Here is a 23,925-nt window from a genome sequence, read left to right as displayed (position 1 = left end):
TTTACACATGAGTGATTTGCAGATCGGGCTGATTGCCCTGGGCGTCTTGCTGATACTGCTGGTGTTGGGATTCAACTGGTGGCAGGACCGTCGCGTCCGTCGCAAGATGCAGAGCCACTTCCCCACCTCCGAACAGGATCCGCTGCTGGGCGCGGGTGTGGCGGGCGCCAGCGCCGCCACGGCCGGTGCTTCCCGGCGCGAACCTGGCATGGGCGGCGATTCTGCGCGCGTCCAGCCCGGCCAGCCCGCGCCGGTGGATCCCGGCAGCGATGCCGACGACGCCGAAGAACCCGATCCCGCCTGCGAAGTGGTCATCGAAGTCAACTTCGCCGAGCCCGTGCGCGGCGCGGATCTGTTGCCGTATATGCAAAGCCTGCGCAACGTGGGCCGCAAGCCCGTGCGTGTGTTCGCCGAAACCGACCAGCGCCGCCACCGCGCGCGCGTCCATGCCGGCGAGTCCTATGCGTCCATGCAGCTTGCCGTGCTGCTGGCCAATCGCAGCGGTCCGCTGACCGCGATCGAATGGTCGCAGGCCTGGGCCCGCGCCCAGGACATGGCCGAACGCTTCGACGCCACCATTGAAGGTCCCGACCAGCAGGCCGTGCTGGAGCAGGGCGCCCGCCTGGACGACACCTGCGCGGCGCTGGACACCCAGGTCGGCCTGACCCTGCTGCTGGGCTCGGCCCAGCCGGCGGCCGAAGTCATGGCCGTGGCGCGCGACGTCGGATTTGTCGCCGACGGCAACCGACTGGCCTGGCCTAACGAAAACGGCGTGGCCCGCTTTACGTTGGCCCGTGCGGACGGGGCTGCTTTCGATGCGGGCATGGGCGGCATCGAGCGCCTGTACCTGCTGCTGGACGTGCCTTGCAGCCCGGCCGACACCCGCGCGTTTGGCCGCATGGTCGACGTGGGCCGCGACCTGGCCTCGCGCCTGCGCGCTGAACTCGTCGACGATCAGGGCAAGCCCCTGGCCGACGGCTCCGAGACCGTCATCGACGAGCGCCTGCAGGTCCTGTTCGGCCAGCTTGAACAAGCGGGCCTGCCCGCCGGCAGCGAGCGCGCCCAGCGCGTGTTTGCCTGATGGCCAGCGGGTCCGGCGAGAATCCGGCGCAAGCCGCCGCGCGGCTGCGCGCCGAGATCGAGCAGCACAACGTCCGCTATTACGTCTACGACGAGCCCTCCGTCTCGGATGCCGAGTACGACGGGCTGATGCGGGATTTGCAGGCCCTGGAGGCCGAGCACCCGGAACTGGTGACACCGGAATCCCCCACGCAACGCGTGGGCGCGGCGCCGGTGTCCGCGTTTGGCAGCGTGCGCCACGTGGTGCCGATGCTGTCGCTAAACAACGCGTTTTCCGAAGAGGAAGTCGCCGCCTTCGACCGCCGTGTTACCGACACGCTGCGCGGGGCCGGCCTGCTGGGTCCGGCGCAGCAGCCGGACTACTTCTGTGAACTCAAGCTCGACGGCCTGGCGATCAGCCTGCGCTACGAGGGCGGCCGTCTGGTGCAGGCCGCCACGCGGGGCGACGGCCAGACGGGCGAGGACGTCACGTCCAACATCCGCACGATCAAGGCGATTCCGCTGCAACTGAAGGGCGCGGCCCCGAAGGTGCTGGAGGTGCGCGGCGAGGTGCTGATGAATCGCGCCGACTTCGAAAAGCTGAATGCGGCGCAGGCCAAGCGCGACGAAAAGATTTTCGTGAATCCCCGCAACGCCGCGGCGGGCAGCCTGCGCCAGCTTGATCCTCGCATTACCGCCAAGCGGCCGCTGCGTTTCTTTGCCTACGGTTGGGGCGAAGTCCAGGGCCTGCCCGGTTCGCAAAGCGGGCTGTTCGACGAAGCCTCGGCCGGCGCGGACCAGGCCTCGCAACTGCCCGAAAAATCCCACGGCGCCATGCTGGAATGGCTGGCCTCGTTAGGGCTGCCGGTCAATGTCGTGCACAACCACCGGGCAAGCGGCGCCGAAGGCCTGATGGCGTTCTACGCCAAGGTCGGCGCCTTGCGCGCGAATCTGCCCTACGACATCGACGGCGTGGTCTACAAGGTGGACTCGCTGCCGGCGCAGAAGGTGCTGGGTTTCGTGGCGCGCGCGCCGCGCTTTGCATTGGCGCACAAGTTTGCCGCCGAAGAGGCCACCACGACGCTGGTGGACATCGAAGTGCAGGTGGGCCGCACGGGCGCCATCACCCCGGTTGCGCGGCTCAAGCCCGTGTTCGTGGGCGGCGTCACCGTCACCAACGCCACGCTGCACAACGAAGACGAGATCCGCCGCAAGGACGTGCGCATCGGCGACACGGTCATCGTGCGGCGTGCGGGCGACGTGATTCCCGAGGTGCTGGGCCCGGTCCCGGAAAAGCGGCCCGAGGACGCACGCGAATTCGTCATGCCGACGGAATGCCCGGTCTGCGGATCGGCCATTGAACGCCTGGAAGGCGAAACCATCGCGCGCTGCACCGGGGGCCTTTTCTGCGGCGCCCAGCGCAAGCAGACGCTGTGGCATGCCGCCAGCCGCAAGGCGCTGGATATCGAAGGCCTGGGCGAAAAGCTCGTGGACCAGCTGGTGGACAGCGGTCGCGTCAAGACGCTGGCCGACCTGTACAGCCTGCGTCCGCTGGAACTCGTGGGCCTGGACCGCATGGGCCAGAAGTCCGCCGACAATCTGGTGGCCGCCATCGAAAAGGCGCGCTCGCCGAATCTGTCCCGCCTGCTGTTCGCGCTAGGGATCCGGCACGTGGGCGAGACCACCGCCCGCGACGTTGCACGGCACTTCGGCAGCATCGACGCCATCATGGATGCGGATGAAGACGCCTTGTCGTCGGTGCCCGACGTGGGGCCTGTCGTGGCCGCGTCGATCCGCCATTTCTTTGCCGAACAGCACAACCGCGACGTGATCGGGCAGCTCAAGGCGCAGGGCGTGAACCCGGTGGCCGAAGCCGCGCCGCAAGCCGACACGCTGGCCGGCAAGACCTTCGTGCTGACGGGCACGCTGCCGAACTGGACGCGCGAAGAGGCCTCGATGCACATCCAGGCGGCCGGCGGCAAGGTCAGCGGCTCGGTGTCCAAGAAGACCGCCTACCTGGTGGCGGGCGAGGATTCGGGTAGCAAGCTGACCAAGGCGCAGGAACTGGGCGTGCCGGTACTGGATGAAGACGGGCTGAAGGCGCTGTTGGGCGTGTCCTAGCCTGGACGCTGCCGTGGTTGAACGAAGGGCTGCACGCCATCGGCGCGCAGCCCTTTTTGTTGCTGGCTTCGGGCCGGTGTCGGACTATCGGGGAAGATCGTCTTCAGCCTGCGGCGCCGTCTTGAGGGGAGGCTGGCATCTGAGCACCTTGCCGAGCGCGCAAAAAAAAACTGCCCGCGTTCGGCGGGCAGTATTCTGAGCAGAGCGGGCCTTATTGAATCTTGGCCTTTTCGCGCAGTTGCTTCTGGTAGTCGGCCAGGGTTTGCTGGCGCAGCATTTCTTCCAGTTGCGGACGCACTTGATCCATCGGCGGGAATTCGACCGGACGGGTGTCGTCGACCATGATGATGTGCCAGCCGAATTGGGTCTGGACCGGCTTGTCGACCAGTTGGCCCTTCTTCAGTTGCGTCACGGCTTGCGCGAACGGTTGCACGTAGTTGGTCGGGGGAGCCCAACCCAGATCGCCACCCTTTTCGGCGCTGCCGGGGTCCTTGGAGTTCTTCTTGGCCAGTTCGTCGAACTTGCCCTTGTTTTTCTGCAACTGTGCCAGCAGGTCGTTCGCCTTCTTCTCGTCTTCGACGAGGATGTGGCGGACCTTGTATTCCATCTTGCCGGCCTGTTCCTTCTTGATCTTTTCGTATTCGGCGGTGACTTGGGCGTCGGTGACCGGGTGCTTGGCCAGGTAGTCGGCCATCAGCGCGCGAACCAGGATGCCTTGGCGGGCCAGCTCGATTTCGGTCTGGACGTCAGCCTGCTTGGCGATGCCGCTGGATTCGGCGGCCTGCACGAAGATCTGACGGTTGATCATTTCCTGCTTGACCTGTTCGCGCAGTTGCGGCGAATCGGTGGCGCCCTGGCCGACCAGGAGCTTGACGAATTGATCCAGGCTCTTTTGCGGGATGGCTTTACCGTTGACGGTAGCCACGTTTTGCGCAAAAGCAGGCACGGCGATGACGCAGGCCGCAGCCAGCATGACGATGCGTTTCATGAATATCCTTTGACTTTCTATTTGGGAGCCTGGGCGTCAAGCGCAAGCGCATGAATCGGATAGGGGATCAAATCTTGCAAATGATGATACACCAGCCGGTGTCGCGCAACGGCGGAGAGCCCCGCAAAGCAAGGCGCTACGATGATTACGCGATAGTGGCCGGCGCCGTTTTTACTGCCTTCGTGGCCGGCATGCAAATGGGAGTCGTCCAGGATGTCCAGACTGACGGGCTCCAGGGCGGCAAGACGTTCCCGGATCAGGGCGATGCGGTCGGTGTTTTCTGACATGAGTTCAGGGTTTGCCGGGCGGCGTGGCGCCCGGATTGGCCGGCGTGTTTTCTTCGGTCTGGATGTGCTTGCCCAGCCACAGCGACTGGCCAATGACGAAGACGATCATCAGTCCCATCAGGCCGAAGGCCTTGAAACTGACCCACTGCGACTCGGTGAAGTGGCCCGAGAACGCGACATACAGATTGAGCGCGCCCGCAATCAGGAAGAAGGCGGCCCAGATCAGGTTGAGCTTGTCCCACGCCGCATCCGGCAGCTGGATCTGCTTTTCCATCAGGCGGCGGATCAGGTTGCGCTTGAACAACAGGCGGGCAAAGACCAGCGCGCCGCCAAACATCCAGTACAGCACCGTGGGCTTCCATTTGATGAAGACGTCGCTGTGCAGCCAGATGGTTGCGCCGCCAAACACCAGGATGACCGTCAGGTTGATCCAGTGCATGGCTTCGGTGGGGCGGCCGGTGGCCTTGAGCCAGACGATCTGCGCCACGGCAGCCGCCATGGCGACGCCCGTGGCCGTGAAGATGTCCGTGTACCTGTAGGCGATGAAGAACAGGAGCAGCGGAAAGAGGTCGAACAGGAACTTCTTCATCAGTCTTCTAGGGGCTCAAACGTCATCGACAGGGAATTGATGCAGTAGCGCAGGCCGGTGGGCTCGGGGCCGTCGGGAAAGACGTGGCCCAGGTGCGCGTCGCAGACGTTGCACAGGACTTCGGTGCGCACCATGCCGTGCGTGGTGTCGCGTTCTTCGCGGACGAGTTCGGGGTCCAGCGCCTGGAAGTAGCTGGGCCAGCCGCAGCCGGCGTCGAATTTGGTGTCGGATGCGAACAGCGCCGTGCCACAGCCGACGCAACGGTAGATGCCAGGGGTGAACGTATCCCAGTAACGCCCGGTGAATGCGCGTTCGGTACCTTTTTGACGGGTGACCACGTATTCTTCGGGGGAAAGCTGGGCGCGCCATTCGGCGTCGGTTTTGCGTACTTTTTCCATATGAGCTCTTGGAGTCGCGATGCCCGAAATGGTTCGGGCATAATCCCGCCCCATGTTAATCGAGTTTGACCAGGCGGTAGTGTCGACGCCCCAGGCGGAAGTGTTGCGCGGGGTGAGCGTCACCCTGGCCGAACGCCGCATCGGCATCGTGGGCCCCAACGGCGCCGGCAAGAGCACGCTGGCGCGCCTGGTCAACGGCCTGGTGATGCCGTCTTCCGGCAGCGTCCGCGTGGACGGGCTGGATACGCGCCAGGATCTGAAAGCCGTGCGTGCGCGCGTCGGCTTCGTGTTCCAGAACCCCGAAAACCAGATCGTCTTTCCCATCGTGCGCGAAGACCTGGCCTTTGGCCTGAAGCGCCTGGCGCCCGACCGCCAGCAGCGCGAGGCGCGCATCGACAGTCAACTGGCGCGCCTGGGCGTGGGGCACCTGGCCGACCGCAGCAGCCACACGCTGTCCGGCGGTGAGCGCCAGCTGGTGGCGCTGGCCGCCGTGCTGGTCATGGAGCCGGCCCTCATCGTCTTTGACGAACCCACCACCCAGCTCGACCTGCGCAATCGCAACCGGGTGCGCGCCGCCATCGATGGGCTGCCCCACGACGCCATCGTCGTCAGCCACGACCTGGAATTGCTCGAAGACTTCGACCGGGTGCTGGTCGTGCGCGACGGCGTGATCGCGGCCGACGACACGCCCGCCGCGGCGTTGCGCTGGTACCGGGAACACTGCGGATGATGGAGCCCCTGTACGTTGCGGGCAACACGCCGCTGCATCGGCTGCCAGCGTGGGTGAAACTGCTGGCGCTGATGGCGGCCGGCGCGGGTCTGTTCGTGCTGCGCGATCCGCTCTGGCTGGCGTTTGCCTTTGGCTTCTCGGTGGCGCTGGTCTGGTCCACGGGCGTCGCCGCCGCGGCCGTCTGGCGTCAGGTGCGCGGACTGCTCTGGGTGCTGCTGGCCGTCGCGCTCTTCACCGGCTGGTTTCAGGGGCCGCTTGAGGCGCTGGCGGTCGTGCTGCGCGTGGCGGCGATGGTGGGTCTGGCCCAGGCCGTCACGCTGGCCACCCGCACGTCGGACCTGATTGCCGTCTGCGAGCGGACATTGCGGCCGCTGGAACGCACCGGGCTGGTCGATGCCGAAAAGGTGGCGCTGGCGCTCGCGCTGACGCTGCGCTTCGTGCCCGAGATCTGGCGCAATTTCCAGGAAATCCGCGAGGCGCAGGCTGCGCGCGGGCTGGGGGCGAATCCGGTCGCGCTGATCGTGCCGCTGATCGTGCTGACGTTGAAGCGGGCCCAGGAAGTCTCTGAAGCGATCGACGCGCGCAGCGTCTGAAGGCCGCGCGCCCTGAACTCATTCAAAAGGGGAAACCATGAAATCGAACAATACGGTGCTGGTGGCGCTGTTTGCGGCGCTGATCGTCGTGCTGAGCCTGATGCCGCCCATTCCGATGCCCGGCATTCCGGTGCCCATCACCTTGCAGACGCTCGGCGTCATGCTGGCCGGCGCCATGCTTGGCCCCGTGCGCGGCGCGCTGGCGTGCCTGCTGTATCTGGCGCTCGCGGCGATCGGCCTGCCGGTGCTGCCGGGCGGGCGCGGCGGGCTGGGAGCGTTTTTTGGCCCGACCGGCGGCTTTCTCATCGGCATGGTGGCCGGCGCATTCGTGACGGGCTGGTTGGCGCGCCGCCTGGCCGCGCGCGGAACCGGCACGTGGGTGGGGCTGGCGGGGTATGTGGCGGCCTGCGTCGTTGGCGGCGTTGCGGTGGTGTATGCCTTCGGTGTGCCCTGGCTGTCGGCGGTGACGAAGATGGGCATGGCGAAGGCCGCCGGCGCGGTCGTGGTGTTCCTGCCGGGTGACCTCGTCAAGGCCGTGGTGGCGGCGTGGGTCGCTTCGCGCGTCGAGCGGGTGTGGCCCATGCTTGGCCGTTGATCACGGCGGGCCGCAGACCGTACGGCGAAAGACCCCAATCGCCCCAAGGGAATCCCCCAACATGACGCCTGCGACCCTTTCAAGTACAAGTTCGCCATTAACAAATGCGTTCGCCAAATCACGATTTCCGTAGCACATCAGGGAATTACCGTAGTTGCGCTACGTCATCTGATACTGTTTTAACCATATAATATTTTTTTCTGTATAACTTTAAACAGGCTCGCTTCGCCTCGTTCGAGGCACATAAGAGCCAACCACAGGAGACAAAAACATGCGCAAGCACTTCGGCTTGTCCGCGGCCGCCGCCGCTGTAGCCCTGACTCTGCCGCTTCTGGCGAGCGCACAGGTCAAGGTTGGCGTGACGGTGTCCAGCACCGGCCCCGCCGCCTCGCTGGGCATCCCCGAGCGCAACACCGTGGCCTTGCTGCCCAAGGAAGTTGCCGGCCAGAAGATCGAATGGATCGTGCTGGACGACGCCACGGACACCACGCAGGCCGTCAAGAACTCGCGCAAGCTGGCTTCCGACGACAAGGTCGACGTGCTGATCGGCACGTCCATCACGCCGGGCTCGCTGGCAATGGTCGACGTGGCTGCCGAAGCCAAGGTGCCGATGATCAGCGTGGCCGCCAGCGCCAAGATCGTCGAACCCGTGGACGACAAGCGCCGCTGGGTCTTCAAGACCCCGCAGAACGACGCGCTGATGGCTGGCGCCCTGGCCGACGCGATGGCCAAGTCCAAGGTCAAGACGCTGGGCTTCATCGGCTTTGCCGACGCCTACGGCGACGGCTGGCTCGACGTGATGCAGAAGGCCGCCAAGGCCAAGGGCATCGAGATCGTCGCTATCGAAAAGTATGGCCGCACCGACACCAGCGTGACGGGCCAGGTGCTCAAGCTGGTCGGCGCCAAGCCCGACGCCATCCTGATCGCCGGCGCCGGCACCCCGTCCGCGCTGCCGCAAAAGGAACTGAAGGCCCGCAACTACGGCGGAACCATCTATCAAACCCACGGCGCCGCCAACAACGACGTGCTGCGCGTGTGCGGCAAGGACTGCAACGGCATGTACCTGCCGGCCGGCCCGCTGCTGGTCGCGGCGCAACTGCCCGACAGCAATCCGGTCAAGAAGTCGGCGCTGGCCTACGTGGAAACCTACGAGAAGGCCAACGGCGCCGGTTCGACCAACACGTTCGGCGGCCACATGTGGGATGCCGGCCAACTGGTCGTCGCCGCGCTGCCCGTGGCGCTGAAGTCGGGCGCCAAGCCCGGCACGCCTGAGTTCCGTGTCGCGATGCGCGACGCGCTGGAAGGCGTGAAGGACCTGGCCGTGTCGCAAGGCGTGTTCAACATGTCGCCCACGGACCACGCCGGCTTTGACGAGCGCTCGCGCGTCATCGTCAAGGTGGAAAACGGCAAGTGGGTCTACCAGCCCGATCTGTAAATCCCCTGGATCGCCCGAGCGCGGGCCGCCCGATGACGGGCGCCCGATCGCGCGGGGGGCGGCTCTCCGCCCGCCGCGCCGCGCCCGGCAGGACTTCGCACCGGCCTTTCCGGCCGGTGTGTCGTATCAGTGTTCCGGATGGGGTCGGGACACCAAGAAACCACAAGGTAGTTGTTAGATGGATTCCTCAATTGCGCTGATCCTGCTGCAAGACGGTGTCGTCAACGGCGCCATCTATGCCCTCCTGGGCATGGCTCTGGTGCTGGTTTTCGCCGTCACGCGCGTCATTTTCATTCCCCAGGGCGAGTTTGTGGCGTTCGGCGCCCTGACCCTGGCCATGCTGGTGGACGGCAAAGTGCCGGGCACCGCCTATCTGCTGCCGTTGCTGGGCCTGGTGTGCCTGGCGCTTGAGCTGGTGCGCGCCGTGCGCACGCGCAGCGCCGCGGCCCTGCCCAAGACCATCGCCACGTGCGTCGTGCTGCCGCTGGCGCTGTTCTGGTTGACCAAGAGCTACACCGGTCCCGAGAACTCGCTGTGGCTGAACATGCTGCTGACGCTGTTCCTGGTGATTCCGATGGGTCCGATGGTCTATCGCATCGTCTACCAGCCGCTCGCCGAAGCCACCGTGCTGGTGCTGCTGATCGTATCGGTCGCCGTGCACTTTGCGCTCATGGGCCTGGCGCTCGTGTTCTTTGGCGCCGAAGGCTGGCGCACCCCGGCATTCGTGAGCGGGCAGGTCGACCTGGGCTTCATGACGTGGTCCGCGCAGAGCCTGTTCGTGGTCGCCACGTGCGCGCTGCTCATCATTGCCTTGTGGGTTTTCTTCGGCAAGACGCTGTATGGCCGCGCGCTGCGCGCCACCGCCGTCAACCGCCGTGGCGCGCGCCTGGTGGGCATCAGCACCAACATGTCGGGCTCGCTGACGTTCACGCTGGCCGTGGGCATCGGCGCCATGTCCGGCATGCTGATCGCGCCCATCACCACGGTCTATTACGACACCGGCTTCCTGATCGGCCTGAAGGGCTTCGTCGGCGCCATCATCGGCGGCCTGGCCAGCTATCCCATCGCCGCGGCCGGCTCGCTGCTGGTCGGCGTGCTGGAATCCTTCTCGTCGTTCTGGGCCAGCGCATACAAGGAAGTGATCGTCTTCACCCTGATCATCCCGGTTCTGGTCTGGCGTTCGTTCAGCACCCATCACGCGGACGAAGAGGAATAAGCCATGAACCGCATTCTGCTTGCCGTTTTTCTCGTCGTCCTGGCGGGCCTGCCGATGGTGTCGGCCACGCCCGAGTTCTGGGTGACGCAACTGAACTACATCGGCCTGGCCAGCCTGGTCGTGCTGGGCCTCGTGCTGCTGACCGGCGTCGGCGGCCTGACGTCCTTCGGCCAGGCGGCGTTCGTCGGCCTGGGCGCCTACACCACGGCCTACCTGACGACGCAGTACGACGTGTCGCCCTGGCTGGCGCTGCCTGCGGGTCTGATCCTGACCGCCGTCGTGGCCTATCTGCTGGGCGCGATCACGCTGCGCCTGTCGGGCCACTACCTGCCGCTGGGCACCATCGCCTGGGGCCTGTCGCTGTATTACCTGTTCGGCAATATCGACTGGCTGGGCAAGCATGACGGCATCGCCGGCATCGAGCCCATCAGCATCTTCGGTATCTCGCTGGCCAACGGCCGCCACATCTATTACCTGATCTGGGTCTGCGTCCTGTTGGCGCTGTGGGCCACGCGCAACCTGCTCAACTCGCGTCCCGGCCGCGCCATCCGCGCGCTCAAGAGCGGGGCGGGCATGGCGGAGTCCATGGGCGTCAACACCGCTGCCTACAAGATCGTCATCTTCGTGTGGGCGGCGTTGCTGGCCTGCGTGTCGGGCTGGCTGTATGCGCACATGCAGCGCGCCGTCAGCCCCAGCCCGTTTGGCCTGAACTACGGCATCGAGTACCTGTTCATGGCGGTGGTCGGCGGCGCGGGTTACGTGTGGGGCGCCTTGCTGGGCTCCAGCGTCATCCTGGTGATGAAGGATCAGTTGCAGAACCTCCTGCCCAGGCTGCTGGACACGAATGCCAACTTCGAGATGATCGTCTTCGGCGTGCTGTTGATCCTGATGCTGCAATACGCGCGCAACGGTCTGTGGCCGATCCTGGCGGGCTGGTGGGGCAGCATCACCGGCGCCAACGGCTCGCGCCGCAATCTGGCGCCGCCCGCCGCGGCCCCGGCCCTGCCGACGCGCGAGCGTCCGCAGCCTGGCCAGGTCGTGCTGGAAGTGGATGCCATCCGCAAGGAATTCGGCGGCCTGGTGGCGGTGAACGACATCACCTTCAAGGTCAGCTCGGGCGAGATCATGGGCCTCATCGGTCCCAACGGCGCGGGCAAGAGCACGACCTTTAACCTGATCAGTGGCGTGCTGCCGGTGACGCGCGGCCAGGTCACGTTCATGGGGCAGCGCATCGACAACCGCTCGGCGCGCGAGATCGCCAAGATGGGCGTGGGCCGCACGTTCCAGCACGTGCAGCTGCTGCCGGGCATGACGGTGCTGGAAAACGTGGCGCTGGGCGCGCACCTGCGTTCGGACGTGGGCGTGCTGTCGGGCGCGCTGCATTCGGACCGCGCCCGCGAGGCGCAGCTCCTGCATGAAGCGGCCGAGCAGCTCAAGCGCGTGGGCCTTGGCGAATACCTGTACGAACAGGCAGGCAACCTGGCCCTGGGCCAGCAGCGCATCCTGGAAATCGCCCGCGCGCTGGCGTGCGATCCCGTGCTGCTGCTGCTGGACGAACCGGCCGCCGGCCTGCGCTACAAGGAAAAGCAGGACCTGGCGCGCGTGCTGGAACAGCTGCGCGCGGAAGGCATGAGCATTCTGCTCGTTGAACACGACATGGATTTTGTGATGCGCCTGACCAACCACCTCGTGGTGATGGATTTCGGCACGAAGCTGGCCGAAGGCGTGCCGGCCGACGTGCAAAAGAACCCGGCGGTGCTTGAAGCCTATCTGGGCGGCATCGACGACGACCTGCCCGAAGCGGACCAGGCCAAGCCCGTGTCGGCGGGGGGCGTGTGATGAGCACAACGAATTCCCCCGTTCTTGAAGTCAGCAACCTGTCGGCCCGCTACGGCAAGGTCGGCGCACTTGCCGGCGCCACGCTCAGCGTGCCGGCCGGCAGCATTGTCACCGTGATCGGCGCCAACGGCGCCGGCAAGTCCACGATGCTCAACGCCATCATGGGTTCGCTGCCGCAGACCGGCCACGCCGCCGGCACCGTGCATTACGCCGGGTCGGACGTGTCGGGCTGGATGGTCGAACGCCGCGTGGCGGCGGGCATGTCGCTGGTGCCCGAGCGCCGCGAGCTGTTCGGCACCATGTCCGTCGAAGACAACCTGCTGCTGGGCGGCTTCCGGCGGTATCGTGCCCGCGAAAGCGGCTGGCGCGACACGCTGAATGAAGTGTTCGATCTGTTCCCGCGGCTGCGCGAGCGCCGCGCCCAGCAGGCCGGCACCTTGTCCGGCGGCGAGCGCCAGATGCTGGCCGTGGGCCGCGCGCTCATGGCCAAGCCGACGCTGCTGATGCTGGACGAGCCCAGCCTGGGTCTGGCGCCGCGCATCGTGCGCGAGATCTTCCACATCATCGCGCGCCTGCGCGAGACCGGCGTGGCGATCCTGCTGGTCGAACAGAACGCCCGCGCGGCCTTGCAGGTGGCCGATTACGGCTATGTGCTGGAAACCGGCGAGGTCATCCTGCACGGCCCGGCGCGCGAATTGGCTGGCGATCCGAAGGTGATCGAGAGCTATCTGGGTCTGGGCAAGGGCGCCGAGGCGGCCTGAATTACCCACCCGATGGGACAAAAAAACGCCGGCGGCCGATAAGGCCCCGGCGTTTTGCGTTGGCGCGGCTGCTGACGCAAGCTGGCCAGTTCCGGCAAATCAACGACGCGTACTTTCCGCGTATTCCATGTACAGCTGATGCGCACGGCGCGCGATCGGGCCGTATTCCAGCGGGCGGTCTTCAACGCGGTTCACGTGCACCACCTTGCCGTAGTTGCCCGACGAAAACACTTCGTCGGCCGCTTCGACGTCGGCGCGCGTCAGGCTGCGTTCCTGCACTTCAATGCCGTCGGCCTTCAGCAGCGCCAGCACGCGGCGGCGCGTGATGCCGTTCAGGAAGGTGCCGTTGTCCACGGGCGTGGAGACGACGCCGTCCTTGGCCAGCCACAGGTTGCTGGTGGCGAATTCGGCCAGGTTGCCTGCGCCGTCCAGCATGATGGCGTTGTCAAAGCCCTTTTCGGCGGCTTCGCGGATGGCGCGCTGGCCGTTGGGGTACAGGCACGAGGCCTTGGCGTCGGTGGGCGCCATGTTGGGCCACGAGCGCGCAAAGCTGGAGAAGCAGGCGGAAAAGCCCTGGTCGCCCGGCATCGGCACCTTGAACACGTGCAGCACGAATTGCGTTTTTTCGGCGTCGGGCAGCAGGAAGCCATCGGCGCAGAAGAACATCGGCTTGATGTAGAGCTCGGAGCCCTCGGGGAAGCGCGCCACGGCCTGCAGGCACAGGTCCTGGATTTCTTCCCAGGCCAGTTGCGGCTTCATCAGCATCTTTTCCGCCGAGCGCACGACGCGCTGGCAATGCAGGTCCAGGTCGGGCGTCAGACCGCGGAATGCGCGTGCGCCGTCGAAGACCATGCTGGCCATCCAGAAGGCGTGGTCGGCCGGGCCGAGCAGTTTGGGGTTTTCAGTGGTCCAGTGACCGTTGTGCCAGAACAAGGCATCCATGATTGTTTTCCTTGGCTTAAATCGGGTTGGCGATCGGGCGCGGAGCGGGTCCGGAACGCCGAATCGCCAGAATACATGAGCGGGGCTGTTATTCCTTGGCCAGCGCTGCCTGCACGCGGTCGGCGACATCCGCAGGCACCCACTGCCGCCACACAGGCGCGTACTGCTTGAGGAAGTAACGCGCGGCGTCCTCGGGTTCCTTGCCTTCGTTTTCCAGCCAGCCCAAAGTGGCATCGATGGCGTCGTCCGGCACCGTCAGCTTGGTCAGGAACTCGGTCACGCGCGGCGCCTGTTTGGCGAATTCAGCATTCATGCCGGTGACGACCGGGTTGGGCTTGAACTGCGTGGCCACGGGATTGGCGCACTTGGGGTCGGTCATGCACGTGTAGGCAGCCTGGTCGAACGCAGGCAGTTCCAGCTTGACCAGGTCCAGCGCGCCAACCAGCGACGTGGGCGTCCAGTAGTAGAAGACGATATCGCGCTTGCGCTTGTAGGCCGACACGATCGCCGCCTTTTGCGCGGCGCCGGAGCCGGGGGCGAACAGGGAGTAATCCTTGTCCAGCTTCAGGGCGCGCAGCAGGTTGTCGTTCAGTGTGCCGCAGGCCCAACCCGCCGGGCAGCCATAGATGCGGCCGCGGCCCGGGTCTTCGGGGTCGGCAAACACTTCCTTGAAACGCGCCAGGTCGGCGGCGGACTTGAGCTCGGGATGCCGTTCCACGGTGTAGCGGGGCACATACCAGCCTTCGCCTGCGTCGTAGACGTGGCCCACGCCCAGCACCTTGCCGCTGGCCAGCGCCTTCTTCCACGCGCCTTCGATCTGGCCGGGCCAGACTTCGGGCGTGATGTCGACGTCGCCACGCTGCAAGGCGGCCAGCATGGGCAGGGTTTCGCCGATTTCGACAGATGTCCTGCAGCCGTAGCCGTGTTCGAGCACGTAGCGCTCGATGCCGGCAAGCACCAGGTTGGATTCCCAGTTCAGGCCGCTGAAACGGATGGGCCGGTCGACTTCGCATACCGGGGCGGCGGGGGCGGCCTGGGCCGCGGCGGGGGACAGCAGGGCGGCGGCCAGCGCGAGCGCGCCGAGGCCGGGAACGAGATGCGTGATGCGCATGGTCGGCACCTGTGTAGTGGGGTGCCTGCCATTGTACGAGGCGATGGCGCGCGCCCCAATGCAACGGGGCCGCGATGCGCGGCCCCGAGGGTCAATCCACCGAAGCGTCAGATCACGCGCGGGCGGTGCGGCGGCGGTTGAAGAGGGCGCCCAGCTCGCCCACGATGCCGCGCCGGAAGGCCAGCACGCAGATCACGAAGATCAGGCCGCTGACGATCGTGACCGATTCGCCCAGACGCAGGAACCATTCGACGCCGGTCAGGTTGGCCATCATCTGGCCGAAGTCGCCCACCTTGTTTTCCAGCAGCACCACGATGAACGCGCCCAGCACGGGGCCGGTCAGGGTGCCCAGGCCGCCGATCAGCGTCATCAGGATCACCAGCCCGGACATCTGCCAGGTGGCGTCCGACAGCGTGGCCGACACGAACACCAGCGTCTTGGTGGCGCCCGCCAGGCCGGCCAGCGCGGCCGACAGCACGAAGGCCACCAGCTTGAAGCGGTCCACGTCGTAACCCAGCGAAATCGCGCGCGGCTCGTTCTCGCGCAGCGCCTGCAGCACCTGGCCGAAGGGCGAGTTCACCGTGCGCCAGATGATGAAGTAGCCAATGATGAAGATGGCCATCACCAGGTAGTACAGGTTGATGTCCTTGGACAGGTCGACCAGTCCCAGCAAGGTGCCGCGCGGCACGCTCTGCAGGCCGTCTTCGCCGCCCGTGAACTTGGCCTGCAGGAAGAAGAAGAACACCATCTGCGACAGCGCCAACGTGATCATCGAGAAGTAGATGCCGCTGCGGCGGATGGCAAGCGCGCCCATGGCCAGCCCCAGCAGCGCCGCCACGGCCACGCCGAACAGCAGCCCCAGCTCGGTCGGCAGGCCCCAGACCTTCATGCTGTGCCCGGCCGCGTAGGCCGCGCTGCCCAGGAACGCGGCATGGCCGAAGGACAGCAGCCCCGTGAAGCCCAGCAGCAGGTTGAAGGCGCACGCAAAGAGGGCGTAGCACATGACCTTCATGGCGAAGATCGGATACACGCCGGCGAAGGGAAGCAAGGCCACCACGATGGCCAGGACCGCATAGCCCAGGAATTGACGATTCATTTTTCTTTTCCGAACAGCCCGGCCGGGCGGATCAACAGAACAATGGCCATGATGATGAAGACGACCGTGCTGGACGCTTCGGGCCAGAACACCTTGGTCAGGCCCTCGATCACGCCCAGGCCCAGCCCGGTGACGATGGCGCCGAAAATGGACCCCATGCCCCCGATCACGACCACCGCGAACACGACGATGATGAGGTTCGAGCCCATCAGCGGCGAAATCTGCAGCACCGGCGCGGCCAGCACGCCGGCAAAGCCCGCCAGCGCCACGCCGAAGCCGTAGGTCAGCGTGATCATGCGCGGCACGTTCACGCCGAAGGATTCCACGAGGCGCGGGTTCTCGGTGCCGGCGCGCAGCAGGGCGCCCAGGCGGGTGCGTTCAATGACGTACCACGTGGCGAAGCAGACGATGATCGACGCCGCCACGACCCAGCCGCGATAGTTCGGCAGGATCATGAAGCCCAGGTTGGTGGCGCCGCGTAGAGCCTCGGGCGTGGGATAGGGCTGGCCCGACACGCCGTAGAAGCTGCGGAACAGCCCCTCGATCAGCAGCGTCAGCCCGAAGGTGAGCAGCAGCCCATACAGGTGGTCGAGCTTGTAGAGATGCTTGAGCAGCAGTTTTTCAATGATGATGCCGAACAGCCCCACGATCAGCGGCGCCAGGATCAGCATGATCCAGTAGTTCAGGCCAAAGTACGAAAGCCCCATCCATGCGACGAAGGCGCCCAGCATGTAGAGGGCGCCGTGGGCGAAGTTGATGACGTTCAGCAGCCCGAAGATGACGGCAAGTCCGAGCGACAGCATTGCATAGAAGGAACCGTTGACCAGGCCCAGTAACAGCTGGCCGAACAAGGCCTGTATGGGGATGCCGAAAATGTCAGTCATCTTGGGAAAGTCCTGCGCGGTACGGAAGGAAGCGAGCTAGTCAGGAGGAATGCGGCCGGGCCATCGGCCCGGACCGCATCCGGGATCACAGGGGCCGGTTTATTTCTTGACCAGCTTGCAGGTGGACTCGGACAACTTGGTGTAGACCTCGTCGCCAGGCAGCGTCGCCACCACCTTGTAGTAGTCCCACGGGCCCTTGGATTCGGCCGGGGTCTTCACTTGCATCAGGTACATGTCGTGGACCATGCGGCCGTCTTCGCGCACGACGCCGCCTTGGGCAAAGAAGTCGTTCACCTTGTTCGACTTCATCCACTTCATCACGTCGTCGCCGTTATCCGAGCCGGTGGCCTTGACGGCGTTCAGGTAGAACATCGCCGACGAGTAATCGCCCGCCTGCAGCATGGACGGCTTGCGGCCGACCTTGGACTCGAACTTCTTGGACCAGGCGCGCGAGGCGTCGGATTGATCCCAGTACCAGCCGTCGGTCAGGTACATGCCCTTGGTGGCATCCAGGCCGAGCGAGTGCACGTCGTTGATGAACACCAGCAGGCCGGCCAGCTTCATGGTCTGCGTGACGCCGAATTCGTTGGCGGCCTTGACGGTGTTGATGGTGTCGCCGCCGGCATTGGCCATGCCCAGGATCTGGGCCTTGGACGATTGCGCCTGCAGCAGGAACGACGAGAAGTCCGAGGCGCCCAGCGGTGCGCGCACCTGGCCCTTCACTTCGCCGCCCGCGGCCTTGACGACCGCCATCGTGTCGCGCTCGAGCGCGTGGCCGAAGGCGTAGTCGGCAGTCAGGAAGAACCAGCTCTTGCCGCCGTCCTTCACCACAGCCGAACCCGTGCCGCGCGCCAGCGCCACGGTGTCGTAGGCGTAATGCACGGTGTAGGGCGAACATTGCGCATTGGTCAGGTCGGACGAGCCGGCGCCCACCGCGATGAAGGGCTTCTTCTTTTCAGCGGCAACCGCTGCCATGGCCAGACTGGTGGCCGAGTTGGTGCCGGCGATGATGACGTCGACCTTCTGCTGGTCGAACCATTCGCGGGCGCGTGCCGAGGCGACGTCGGCCTTGTTCTGGTGGTCCGCGGAGACGATTTCGATCTTCTTGCCGTTGACCGTGCCGCCGAAGTCCTCGACCGCCATGCGTACGGCTTCCAGGCCCGCCTTGCCGTCGATGTCGGAGTACACGCCCGACATGTCGGTGATGAAGCCGATGCGGATGACATCGTCGGAGATACCTTGAGCGTGGGCGGTTGCCCCCGCGAATCCCAGGCCCGCCATGGCCAGTGCAGCAGTGATGGTGTGCAGCTTCATGGGATGACTCCTCTTCCCTACAGTGTGATGTTTGCCGGGGTTCCGGCGGATGACACAGGTTGCTTTAGACGCCCAGCAGTTCGTTGAGCGTGTCCTGTTTTTCTGAAAGTTCGGCGGCTTCGAAGTGCTCAACGATCTGGCCGTGCTCCATGACGTAGAAGCGGTCGGCCAGCGGCGCGGCGAAGCGGAAATTCTGTTCCACCATGACGATGGTGTAGCCCCGCTGCTTGAGCGCGGTGATCATGCGGGCCAGCGCCTGCACGATGACGGGCGCGAGGCCTTCGGAGATTTCGTCCAGCAGCAGCAGGTTGGCGCCGGTGCGCAGGATGCGCGCGACGGCAAGCATTTGCTGTTCGCCGCCAGACAGGCGCGTGCCGGGGGAATTGCGGCGCTCCTGCAGGTTGGGGAACATGTCGTAGATCTCGGCCAGCGACATGCCGCCGCCCAGCGAGCCGACGACGGGCGGAAGCAGCAGGTTTTCTTCGCAGGACAGGCTGGCGAAGATGCCGCGTTCCTCGGGGCAATAGCCGACGCCCAGGTGGGCGATCTTGTAGGTAGGCAGGTCGATGGCTTCGGTGCCATGGATGCGCACCGAACCCTTGCGCGAGCCGGTCAGGCCCAGGATGGCGCGCAGCGTCGTGGTGCGGCCGGCCCCGTTGCGGCCCAGCAGCGTGACGACTTCGCCCTGTCCCACGCGCATGTCCACGCCGTGCAGGATATGCGATTCCCCGTACCAGGCATTCAGGCCCGAGATTTCGAGTGCGGGGGTGCTCATGCGTGCGCTCCTTGAAGTTCGCCGTCGGTCGTGCCCATGTAAGCCTGCATCACGGCCGGATGGCGGGAGACTTCGGCGTAGGAACCTTCGGCCAGCACCGAGCCGCGCGCCAGCACGGTGATGGTGTTGGCGATGGAGGACACGACGTTCATGTTGTGTTCCACCATGAGGATGGTGCGCCCCGCGCTCACGCGCTTGATCAGTTGCGTGACGCGGTCCACGTCTTCGTGGCCCATGCCCTGGGTGGGTTCGTCCAGCAGCATCAGCTCGGGCTCCATTGCCAGCGTGGTGGCGATCTCGAGCGCGCGCTTGCGGCCGTACGGCAGGTTGACCGTGGTTTCGTCGGCAAAGCCGCCCAGGTCCACCTGTTCAAGCAGCGCACGCGCGGGCTCGTTCAGGGCAGCCAGGCGCTTGTCGCTTTGCCAGAAGTGATAGGACAGGCCGGTCTTGCGCTGCAGGCCGATCCGCACGTTCTCGAGCACGGTCAGGTGCGGGAACACCGCCGAGATCTGGAACGACCGGATGATGCCGCGCCGTGCAATCTGCGCGGGGCGCTCGCCGGTGATGTCGATGCCATTGAACTTGATGCTGCCCGACGTGGGCGCCAGGAATTTGGTCAGCAGGTTGAAGCATGTGGTCTTGCCCGCGCCGTTAGGCCCGATCAAGGCATGAATCTCGCCCCGCTTGATACGCAAATCGACCCCGTTGACCGCGACGAAGCCGCGGAACTCCTTGGTGAGGCCTTTTGTCTCCAGGATTGTGTCATCCATGTTCGCTGCACCAGCGTTGTATTTATATGGTCTCTGCCTGGCGTCATTGCGTCAGGCCCCCGCAGGGTTCGAAAACTGTTTTCGTGCGTAGTTTTCTTATGAGTTGCCGGCGAGTATGCGGACGTCGCAATCAAAATTCCATGAGGGTTTGTCATAGGTTTTGCACTGCGGAAAGGGCAATTGTCGGCATGCCGACAATGCTGTCTGCATATGGGGAGAAAGGGAGCCCGATATGCAAATGCATTGCAGCAATTACGCGTTGATCGTCATCAAGATGTCATGCGGGAATAGGCGAGGGAAAACCCGGTTTTCACTCGCATGTTTCGCGGCCGCGTGCGCACGTCGGATGCTTTATGCAGGGGTTTTCTGCTTGAATTCGCAGAGATCGGAAATGCCGCATTGGGGGCATTTCGGTTTGCGCGCCACACAGACGTAGCGGCCGTGCAGAATCAGCCAGTGATGCGCGTCCAGCAGATATTCCTGCGGCACGAACTTCATCAGTTTCAGCTCGACTTCCAGCACGTTTTTTCCGGGCGCAATACCGGTGCGATTCGAGACGCGGAATATGTGCGTGTCCACTGCCATCGCCGCTTGCCCGAACGCGGTGTTGAGCACCACGTTGGCGGTCTTGCGGCCCACGCCGGGCAGGGCTTCAAGCGCCTCGCGCGTCTGCGGCACCTGGCCGCCATGCTGTTCGATCAGGATCTTGCTGGTGGCGATCGCGTTCTTTGCCTTCGTGCGGAAAAGGCCAATGGTCTTGATGTAGTCGGCCAGCCCTTCCTCGCCCAGCGCCGCGAGTGCCTCAGGGGTGCCGTATTGGGGAAAGAACTTGCGCGTGGCGATGTTGACCGACTTGTCCGTGGCCTGCGCCGACAGCAGCACGGCAATCAGCAACTGGAACGGCGTGTCGTATTCCAGTTCGGTGGTGGGGCTGGGGTTGGCCGCATGCAGGCGGGCAAAGATCTCTCGGCGTTTGGCGGCGTTCATGACTGCGTGGGATTGCGGCGGGCCCGGGCGCGGGCCAGTGCGGATTCGATGGCGGAGCGCTTGCGGTCTTCTTTTTGCGCGTCCTCCTTTTGCGCGTCCTCGGAAGCGGGCGCGGCGGGCGCGGGCGCTTCCGGGATGTCGGGCGCCATCAGGCGGGCGTTGTCGGCCGCCTGGCGCTCGGCGCGCGCCAGGTGGTTGCGATGGCGCTGGCGGCTGATTGCGGCGTCTTCGCTGGTCCACGCGCGCCCGGCCGGCACCATCTCGATGCAGTCCACCGGACAGGGCGCCACGCAAAGATCGCAGCCCGTGCACCAGTCGTCCAGCACGGTGTGCATGTGCTTGTTCGCGCCGACGATGGCGTCGACCGGACAGGCCTGGATGCACAGCGTACAGCCGATGCAATGCGATTCGTCGATGCGCGCGACCAGCAGCGGGCCGGGTTCGCCGCGTGACGGATCCAGCGGCAGGAGAGGCGTGCCGAGCAGCGCGGCCAGTGCGGCGACGCCATCGTCGCCGCCGGGCGGGCAGCGGTTGATCGGCGCGGCGCCCTCGGCGATGGCGTCGGCATACGGCCGGCAGCCGTCGTAACCGCATTTGGTGCATTGCGTCTGAGGCAGCAAGGCGTCAACGCGGTCGGCTAATGAGCGACAGGACATGTAAAGCCAGTAATGAAAAGGGGCCGCTGGGGCCCCGGGGTACGGATCAGGTTGCCGGCGGCCGGCGCGGGGCCGTCGTCAAGCCGATTGGCGGATGAACTCGGCAATTTTAGGACAGATCATTTCGCGCCACCGGCGCCCCGAGAAAATGCCGTAGTGGCCGCAGTTCGGCGCGGTGTAGTGCGACTTGCGGTCGGCCGGGATGTTCTTGCACAGCTTGATCGCGGCGCGCGTCTGGCCCTGGCCGGAAATGTCGTCCAGTTCGCCTTCGATGGTGAACAGCGCGACGCTCTTGATGTCGGCCGGGCGCACCAGCTTGCCGTCGACTTCCCAGGTGCCGTTGGGCAGGTCGAAGTCCTGGAACACCATGCGGATAGTGTCCAGGTAGAACTCGGCCGGCATGTCCAGCACGGCGTTGTATTCGTCGTAGAAGCGGCGGTGCGCTTCGGCGTCGCTGTCGTCGCCACGCAGCAGGTCCAGGTAGAAGTCGTAATGCGACTTCATGTGGCGGTCGGGATTCATGGCCATGAATCCCGCATGCTGCAGGAACCCCGGATACACGCGGCGTCCGGCGCCCGGATAGCGGGGCGGCACGGGGTGGATCACCTGGTTCTCGAACCACGAATAGGGTTTGGTGGTGGCCAGGCGATTGACCTGCGTGGGCGACTGGCGCGGGTCGATGGGGCCACCCATCATCACCATGCTGCGCGGCTGGCAGGGATCGTTGGCGGACGCCATCAGGGACACGGCGGCCAGCACCGGCACCGTGGGCTGACAGACGGAAATGACGTGCACGTCCGGGCCCAGATGGCGGATGAAGTCCTGCACGTAGCGCACGTAGTCGTTCAGATGGAACGGACCGGCTGCCAGCGGCACCATGCGCGCGTCGACCCAGTCGGTCACATAGACGTCGTGATCGGGCAGCAGGGCGCGCACGGTGTCGCGCAGCAGGGTGGCGTGGTGCCCGGAGAGCGGGGCGACCAGCAGGACCTTCGGATCGTTCTTGCCGGCCAAGCGTACGTCGCGCTGGAAGTGCACCAGGCGGCAGAAGGGCTTGTCCAGGGCAACGGCTTCGATCACGCGGGCGGACTTGCCGCCAATCTGGGTGGTGGGCAGATTCCAGGCGGGCTTCTGGTATTCCTTGCCGATACGGGTCATCAGCTCGTACCCGGCGGCCATCTGGCGGGAGATCGGGGTATAGGCGAGCGGGCTGTAGGGGCTGGAGAACAGCTGAGAACCGGCGTCCGTGAATGCAGCGAACGGAGTCAGGAAAGCGCGCTGCATTTCGTGCAATTGGTACAGCATTTCGGGGAAGTCCTTCTGGGTCGAGCGTGTGCCCCGATTATTGCTCCGGGGCGTAACGATATTTCCAATCAGCCTGAAGAATGTCCGGCAAACTGCCCTGTTTTGTTGCTAAAAAGCGACCCGTCATGTGTTACGCACCAGTTTAGGGCCGCGTTAATGCCTTGCGGTGATACCAAATGGTGGATTTACGGACTACGCCACGCGGTGGCGGATCACCAGTAGTTTTCAACCGCCAGGTTGCCCGGAATGCCGCGGCGCCCGGGCTTGAACCCACGATCACCCAGCAATTTGCGTGCCTCCGCCAGCATGGCGGGGTTGCCGCACAGCATGACCTTGGCGGTCTCGGGATCCAGCGGCTGGCCGGCCAGCTGCTCCAGGCGGCCGTCGGCGATCAGCGTGGTGATGCGCGCTTGCGGCATGCCGGGCACGGGTTCGCGCGTGGCGATGGGCAGGTAGATGAGCTTGCCGGGATTTGCGGCGAAGACGTCGGCCAGGGCCGGATCGCGGCGCCAGCCGTCGATTTCGTCGCGGTAGGCGAGTTCGGCTGCGGTGCGTACGCCATGCACCAGGATGATGCGGTTATACGCGCGCCAGACGGCGGGGTCGCGCAGGATGGACAGGTAGGCCGACAGGCCGGTGCCCGAGGCAAGCAGCCACAGGTCGCCGCCGGGCGCAAAGCGCTCCAGCGTCAAAAACCCGTAGGGGGCTTTTTCGACGTAGAGCGCGTCGCCGGGCTGCAAACGCGCCATGCGCGGGCTGAACAGGCCTTCGGGGACGACGATGGAATAGAACTCCAGGCCCGGCTCATGCGGGGCCGACACCATGGAGTAGGCGCGCCAGATCGTGGGCGGACCATCGGGGTCTTCAGCGCCGGGCAGGCCGACCCGGGCGAACTGGCCCGGCAGGAACGTGAAGGCTTCGTCCCGCGTCACGCGCACGGAGAACAGTTTGTCCGGCACCCAGGTGTGGACGCTGGTGATGGTCTGGCGCGTGTATTTGGAGTCGTCGGTCATCGGGACATCGCACGAAAGCGCCGGCCTGGCCGGCGCCCGTGGATTACTTTTCCAGGTATTGCAGCTTGTCCTGCTTGCCGTTCCAGTCGTCGGCGTCGGGCAGGGGCTTCTTGGCACGGCTGATGCTGGCGAATTCCGGAGAGAGTTCGGCATTCAGCGCGATGAAATTGAGTTGGTCCTGCGGCACGTCTTCTTCGGCGTAGATCGCGTTGGCGGGGCATTCGGGGATGCAGACCGCACAGTCGATGCATTCGTCCGGGTCGATCACGAGGAAGTTCGGACCCTCACGAAAACAGTCCACCGGGCACACGTCGACGCAATCGGTGTACTTGCACTTGATACAGTTTTCGGTGACTACGTGGGTCATTCAGGAACTCCGGGGCTCGGCGGCAGATGTGTCTTAATGGGCGGATTTTACCCAATGCCGCGCGGATGTGTCGGCAATACCCGTATTGACAGCG

Annotated in this window: 25 protein-coding genes; 9 read left to right on the top strand and 16 right to left on the bottom strand. The window is 65.2% G+C overall.

Features of this window, described 5'->3' with window-relative positions:
- Window positions 1–7 precede the first annotated feature (7 nt).
- Together B3098_RS07545 and ligA are read left to right on the top strand one after the other, a co-directional pair.
- Entirely contained in the window at window positions 8–1,081 is a 1,074-nt protein-coding gene (locus B3098_RS07545; RefSeq protein WP_286894300.1) for a cell division protein ZipA C-terminal FtsZ-binding domain-containing protein, read from the top strand.
- Window positions 1,081–3,180, top strand: a complete 2,100-nt coding sequence (gene ligA / locus B3098_RS07540; protein ID WP_286894298.1) for an NAD-dependent DNA ligase LigA — start codon at window positions 1,081–1,083, stop codon at window positions 3,178–3,180. Before B3098_RS07545 ends, ligA begins: the two co-directional genes overlap by 1 nt.
- Before the next feature lie 211 nt (window positions 3,181–3,391).
- Here ligA and B3098_RS07535 read toward each other — a convergent pair whose 3' ends face one another.
- The 4 genes from B3098_RS07535 to msrB are packed head-to-tail and all read right to left on the bottom strand — an operon-like array spanning window position 3,392 to window position 5,442.
- Entirely contained in the window at window positions 3,392–4,168 is a 777-nt protein-coding gene (locus B3098_RS07535; protein ID WP_175122995.1) for a peptidylprolyl isomerase, read from the bottom strand.
- Window positions 4,169–4,185: 17 nt separating this feature from the next.
- Window positions 4,186–4,455, bottom strand: coding sequence for a BolA family protein (locus B3098_RS07530; protein ID WP_175122994.1), 270 nt, complete (start codon window positions 4,453–4,455; stop codon window positions 4,186–4,188).
- A 4-nt stretch (window positions 4,456–4,459) separates the two neighbouring features.
- Window positions 4,460–5,044: a septation protein A gene (locus B3098_RS07525; RefSeq protein ID WP_175122993.1), complete on the bottom strand. Its 585-nt coding sequence runs from the start codon at window positions 5,042–5,044 to the stop codon at window positions 4,460–4,462.
- Window positions 5,044–5,442, bottom strand: coding sequence for a peptide-methionine (R)-S-oxide reductase MsrB (msrB, locus tag B3098_RS07520; protein WP_056568221.1), 399 nt, complete (start codon window positions 5,440–5,442; stop codon window positions 5,044–5,046). The genes B3098_RS07525 and msrB overlap by 1 nt, the downstream gene beginning before the upstream one ends.
- Before the next feature lie 52 nt (window positions 5,443–5,494).
- Between msrB and B3098_RS07515 the strand changes: the two genes are divergently transcribed.
- The 7 genes from B3098_RS07515 (at window position 5,495) to B3098_RS07485 (ending at window position 12,611) form a co-directional block, all read left to right on the top strand.
- Window positions 5,495–6,172: an energy-coupling factor ABC transporter ATP-binding protein gene (locus B3098_RS07515; protein WP_279971804.1), complete on the top strand. Its 678-nt coding sequence runs from the start codon at window positions 5,495–5,497 to the stop codon at window positions 6,170–6,172.
- A complete protein-coding gene (locus B3098_RS07510) occupies window positions 6,169–6,765 on the top strand; it encodes an energy-coupling factor transporter transmembrane component T family protein (protein WP_286894294.1) in 597 nt (198 codons plus the stop codon). Before B3098_RS07515 ends, B3098_RS07510 begins: the two co-directional genes overlap by 4 nt.
- A gap of 37 nt (window positions 6,766–6,802) precedes the next feature.
- On the top strand, window positions 6,803–7,360 hold the full coding sequence (locus B3098_RS07505; protein ID WP_175122990.1) for a biotin transporter BioY: 558 nt from the start codon (window positions 6,803–6,805) through the stop codon (window positions 7,358–7,360).
- A 271-nt stretch (window positions 7,361–7,631) separates the two neighbouring features.
- Window positions 7,632–8,795 carry an ABC transporter substrate-binding protein gene (locus tag B3098_RS07500; protein WP_218345246.1) on the top strand — a complete coding sequence of 388 codons (1,164 nt, stop codon included), beginning with the start codon at window positions 7,632–7,634 and terminating at the stop codon, window positions 8,793–8,795.
- Between the two features lie 178 nt (window positions 8,796–8,973).
- Window positions 8,974–10,011 (top strand): branched-chain amino acid ABC transporter permease, encoded by a 1,038-nt coding sequence (locus B3098_RS07495; protein ID WP_105237747.1) that lies wholly within the window; start codon window positions 8,974–8,976, stop codon window positions 10,009–10,011.
- 3 nt (window positions 10,012–10,014) lie between these two features.
- Entirely contained in the window at window positions 10,015–11,850 is a 1,836-nt protein-coding gene (locus B3098_RS07490; RefSeq protein ID WP_286894290.1) for an ABC transporter permease subunit, read from the top strand.
- Window positions 11,850–12,611 (top strand): ABC transporter ATP-binding protein, encoded by a 762-nt coding sequence (locus B3098_RS07485; protein WP_175122987.1) that lies wholly within the window; start codon window positions 11,850–11,852, stop codon window positions 12,609–12,611. Before B3098_RS07490 ends, B3098_RS07485 begins: the two co-directional genes overlap by 1 nt.
- Window positions 12,612–12,710: 99 nt before the next feature.
- Here B3098_RS07485 and B3098_RS07480 read toward each other — a convergent pair whose 3' ends face one another.
- From B3098_RS07480 to fdxA, 12 genes are all read right to left on the bottom strand, one after another.
- Complete coding sequence (locus tag B3098_RS07480; protein WP_175122986.1) at window positions 12,711–13,553, bottom strand: branched-chain amino acid aminotransferase; 843 nt, start codon at window positions 13,551–13,553, stop codon at window positions 12,711–12,713.
- Between the two features lie 88 nt (window positions 13,554–13,641).
- Window positions 13,642–14,664: an ABC transporter substrate-binding protein gene (locus tag B3098_RS07475; RefSeq protein ID WP_286894288.1), complete on the bottom strand. Its 1,023-nt coding sequence runs from the start codon at window positions 14,662–14,664 to the stop codon at window positions 13,642–13,644.
- 112 nt (window positions 14,665–14,776) lie between these two features.
- Complete coding sequence (locus B3098_RS07470) at window positions 14,777–15,760, bottom strand: branched-chain amino acid ABC transporter permease (RefSeq protein WP_175122984.1); 984 nt, start codon at window positions 15,758–15,760, stop codon at window positions 14,777–14,779.
- Window positions 15,757–16,644, bottom strand: coding sequence for a branched-chain amino acid ABC transporter permease (locus tag B3098_RS07465; protein WP_175122983.1), 888 nt, complete (start codon window positions 16,642–16,644; stop codon window positions 15,757–15,759). The genes B3098_RS07470 and B3098_RS07465 overlap by 4 nt, the downstream gene beginning before the upstream one ends.
- A gap of 99 nt (window positions 16,645–16,743) precedes the next feature.
- Window positions 16,744–17,958, bottom strand: a complete 1,215-nt coding sequence (locus B3098_RS07460) for an ABC transporter substrate-binding protein (protein WP_056568137.1) — start codon at window positions 17,956–17,958, stop codon at window positions 16,744–16,746.
- A gap of 64 nt (window positions 17,959–18,022) precedes the next feature.
- Entirely contained in the window at window positions 18,023–18,733 is a 711-nt protein-coding gene (locus B3098_RS07455) for an ABC transporter ATP-binding protein (RefSeq protein ID WP_062840538.1), read from the bottom strand.
- Complete coding sequence (locus B3098_RS07450; protein WP_175122982.1) at window positions 18,730–19,503, bottom strand: ABC transporter ATP-binding protein; 774 nt, start codon at window positions 19,501–19,503, stop codon at window positions 18,730–18,732. Before B3098_RS07450 ends, B3098_RS07455 begins: the two co-directional genes overlap by 4 nt.
- Before the next feature lie 351 nt (window positions 19,504–19,854).
- Window positions 19,855–20,490, bottom strand: coding sequence for an endonuclease III (nth, locus tag B3098_RS07445; protein ID WP_286894286.1), 636 nt, complete (start codon window positions 20,488–20,490; stop codon window positions 19,855–19,857).
- Entirely contained in the window at window positions 20,487–21,146 is a 660-nt protein-coding gene (gene rsxB, locus B3098_RS07440; protein WP_286894284.1) for an electron transport complex subunit RsxB, read from the bottom strand. The genes nth and rsxB overlap by 4 nt, the downstream gene beginning before the upstream one ends.
- Window positions 21,147–21,224: 78 nt before the next feature.
- Window positions 21,225–22,451 carry a polyhydroxyalkanoate depolymerase gene (locus tag B3098_RS07435; RefSeq protein ID WP_286894282.1) on the bottom strand — a complete coding sequence of 409 codons (1,227 nt, stop codon included), beginning with the start codon at window positions 22,449–22,451 and terminating at the stop codon, window positions 21,225–21,227.
- Window positions 22,452–22,663: 212 nt separating this feature from the next.
- Entirely contained in the window at window positions 22,664–23,464 is an 801-nt protein-coding gene (locus tag B3098_RS07430) for a ferredoxin--NADP reductase (protein WP_279971789.1), read from the bottom strand.
- 43 nt (window positions 23,465–23,507) lie between these two features.
- Window positions 23,508–23,831, bottom strand: coding sequence for a ferredoxin FdxA (gene fdxA / locus B3098_RS07425; protein ID WP_006218015.1), 324 nt, complete (start codon window positions 23,829–23,831; stop codon window positions 23,508–23,510).
- Window positions 23,832–23,925 lie beyond the last annotated feature (94 nt).

Source organism: Achromobacter sp. UBA2119 (assembly GCF_002331005.1).
In the GTDB taxonomy this organism is placed as follows: domain Bacteria; phylum Pseudomonadota; class Gammaproteobacteria; order Burkholderiales; family Burkholderiaceae_B; genus Achromobacter; species Achromobacter animicus.
This window is presented reverse-complemented; position numbering and strand designations above follow the sequence as displayed.

What these genes read in the sequence shown, in the direction of transcription:
- B3098_RS07545 (WP_286894300.1), top strand. Translation starts at nt 8, where the DNA reads ATGAGTGATTTGCAGATCGGGCTGATTGCCCTGGGCGTCTTGCTGATA.
- ligA (WP_286894298.1), top strand. Translation starts at nt 1,081, where the DNA reads ATGGCCAGCGGGTCCGGCGAGAATCCGGCGCAAGCCGCCGCGCGGCTG.
- B3098_RS07535 (WP_175122995.1), bottom strand. Translation starts at nt 4,168, where the DNA reads ATGAAACGCATCGTCATGCTGGCTGCGGCCTGCGTCATCGCCGTGCCT.
- B3098_RS07530 (WP_175122994.1), bottom strand. Translation starts at nt 4,455, where the DNA reads ATGTCAGAAAACACCGACCGCATCGCCCTGATCCGGGAACGTCTTGCC.
- B3098_RS07525 (WP_175122993.1), bottom strand. Translation starts at nt 5,044, where the DNA reads ATGAAGAAGTTCCTGTTCGACCTCTTTCCGCTGCTCCTGTTCTTCATC.
- msrB (WP_056568221.1), bottom strand. Translation starts at nt 5,442, where the DNA reads ATGGAAAAAGTACGCAAAACCGACGCCGAATGGCGCGCCCAGCTTTCC.
- B3098_RS07515 (WP_279971804.1), top strand. Translation starts at nt 5,495, where the DNA reads ATGTTAATCGAGTTTGACCAGGCGGTAGTGTCGACGCCCCAGGCGGAA.
- B3098_RS07510 (WP_286894294.1), top strand. Translation starts at nt 6,169, where the DNA reads ATGATGGAGCCCCTGTACGTTGCGGGCAACACGCCGCTGCATCGGCTG.
- B3098_RS07505 (WP_175122990.1), top strand. Translation starts at nt 6,803, where the DNA reads ATGAAATCGAACAATACGGTGCTGGTGGCGCTGTTTGCGGCGCTGATC.
- B3098_RS07500 (WP_218345246.1), top strand. Translation starts at nt 7,632, where the DNA reads ATGCGCAAGCACTTCGGCTTGTCCGCGGCCGCCGCCGCTGTAGCCCTG.
- B3098_RS07495 (WP_105237747.1), top strand. Translation starts at nt 8,974, where the DNA reads ATGGATTCCTCAATTGCGCTGATCCTGCTGCAAGACGGTGTCGTCAAC.
- B3098_RS07490 (WP_286894290.1), top strand. Translation starts at nt 10,015, where the DNA reads ATGAACCGCATTCTGCTTGCCGTTTTTCTCGTCGTCCTGGCGGGCCTG.
- B3098_RS07485 (WP_175122987.1), top strand. Translation starts at nt 11,850, where the DNA reads ATGAGCACAACGAATTCCCCCGTTCTTGAAGTCAGCAACCTGTCGGCC.
- B3098_RS07480 (WP_175122986.1), bottom strand. Translation starts at nt 13,553, where the DNA reads ATGGATGCCTTGTTCTGGCACAACGGTCACTGGACCACTGAAAACCCC.
- B3098_RS07475 (WP_286894288.1), bottom strand. Translation starts at nt 14,664, where the DNA reads ATGCGCATCACGCATCTCGTTCCCGGCCTCGGCGCGCTCGCGCTGGCC.
- B3098_RS07470 (WP_175122984.1), bottom strand. Translation starts at nt 15,760, where the DNA reads ATGAATCGTCAATTCCTGGGCTATGCGGTCCTGGCCATCGTGGTGGCC.
- B3098_RS07465 (WP_175122983.1), bottom strand. Translation starts at nt 16,644, where the DNA reads ATGACTGACATTTTCGGCATCCCCATACAGGCCTTGTTCGGCCAGCTG.
- B3098_RS07460 (WP_056568137.1), bottom strand. Translation starts at nt 17,958, where the DNA reads ATGAAGCTGCACACCATCACTGCTGCACTGGCCATGGCGGGCCTGGGA.
- B3098_RS07455 (WP_062840538.1), bottom strand. Translation starts at nt 18,733, where the DNA reads ATGAGCACCCCCGCACTCGAAATCTCGGGCCTGAATGCCTGGTACGGG.
- B3098_RS07450 (WP_175122982.1), bottom strand. Translation starts at nt 19,503, where the DNA reads ATGGATGACACAATCCTGGAGACAAAAGGCCTCACCAAGGAGTTCCGC.
- nth (WP_286894286.1), bottom strand. Translation starts at nt 20,490, where the DNA reads ATGAACGCCGCCAAACGCCGAGAGATCTTTGCCCGCCTGCATGCGGCC.
- rsxB (WP_286894284.1), bottom strand. Translation starts at nt 21,146, where the DNA reads ATGTCCTGTCGCTCATTAGCCGACCGCGTTGACGCCTTGCTGCCTCAG.
- B3098_RS07435 (WP_286894282.1), bottom strand. Translation starts at nt 22,451, where the DNA reads ATGCTGTACCAATTGCACGAAATGCAGCGCGCTTTCCTGACTCCGTTC.
- B3098_RS07430 (WP_279971789.1), bottom strand. Translation starts at nt 23,464, where the DNA reads ATGACCGACGACTCCAAATACACGCGCCAGACCATCACCAGCGTCCAC.
- fdxA (WP_006218015.1), bottom strand. Translation starts at nt 23,831, where the DNA reads ATGACCCACGTAGTCACCGAAAACTGTATCAAGTGCAAGTACACCGAT.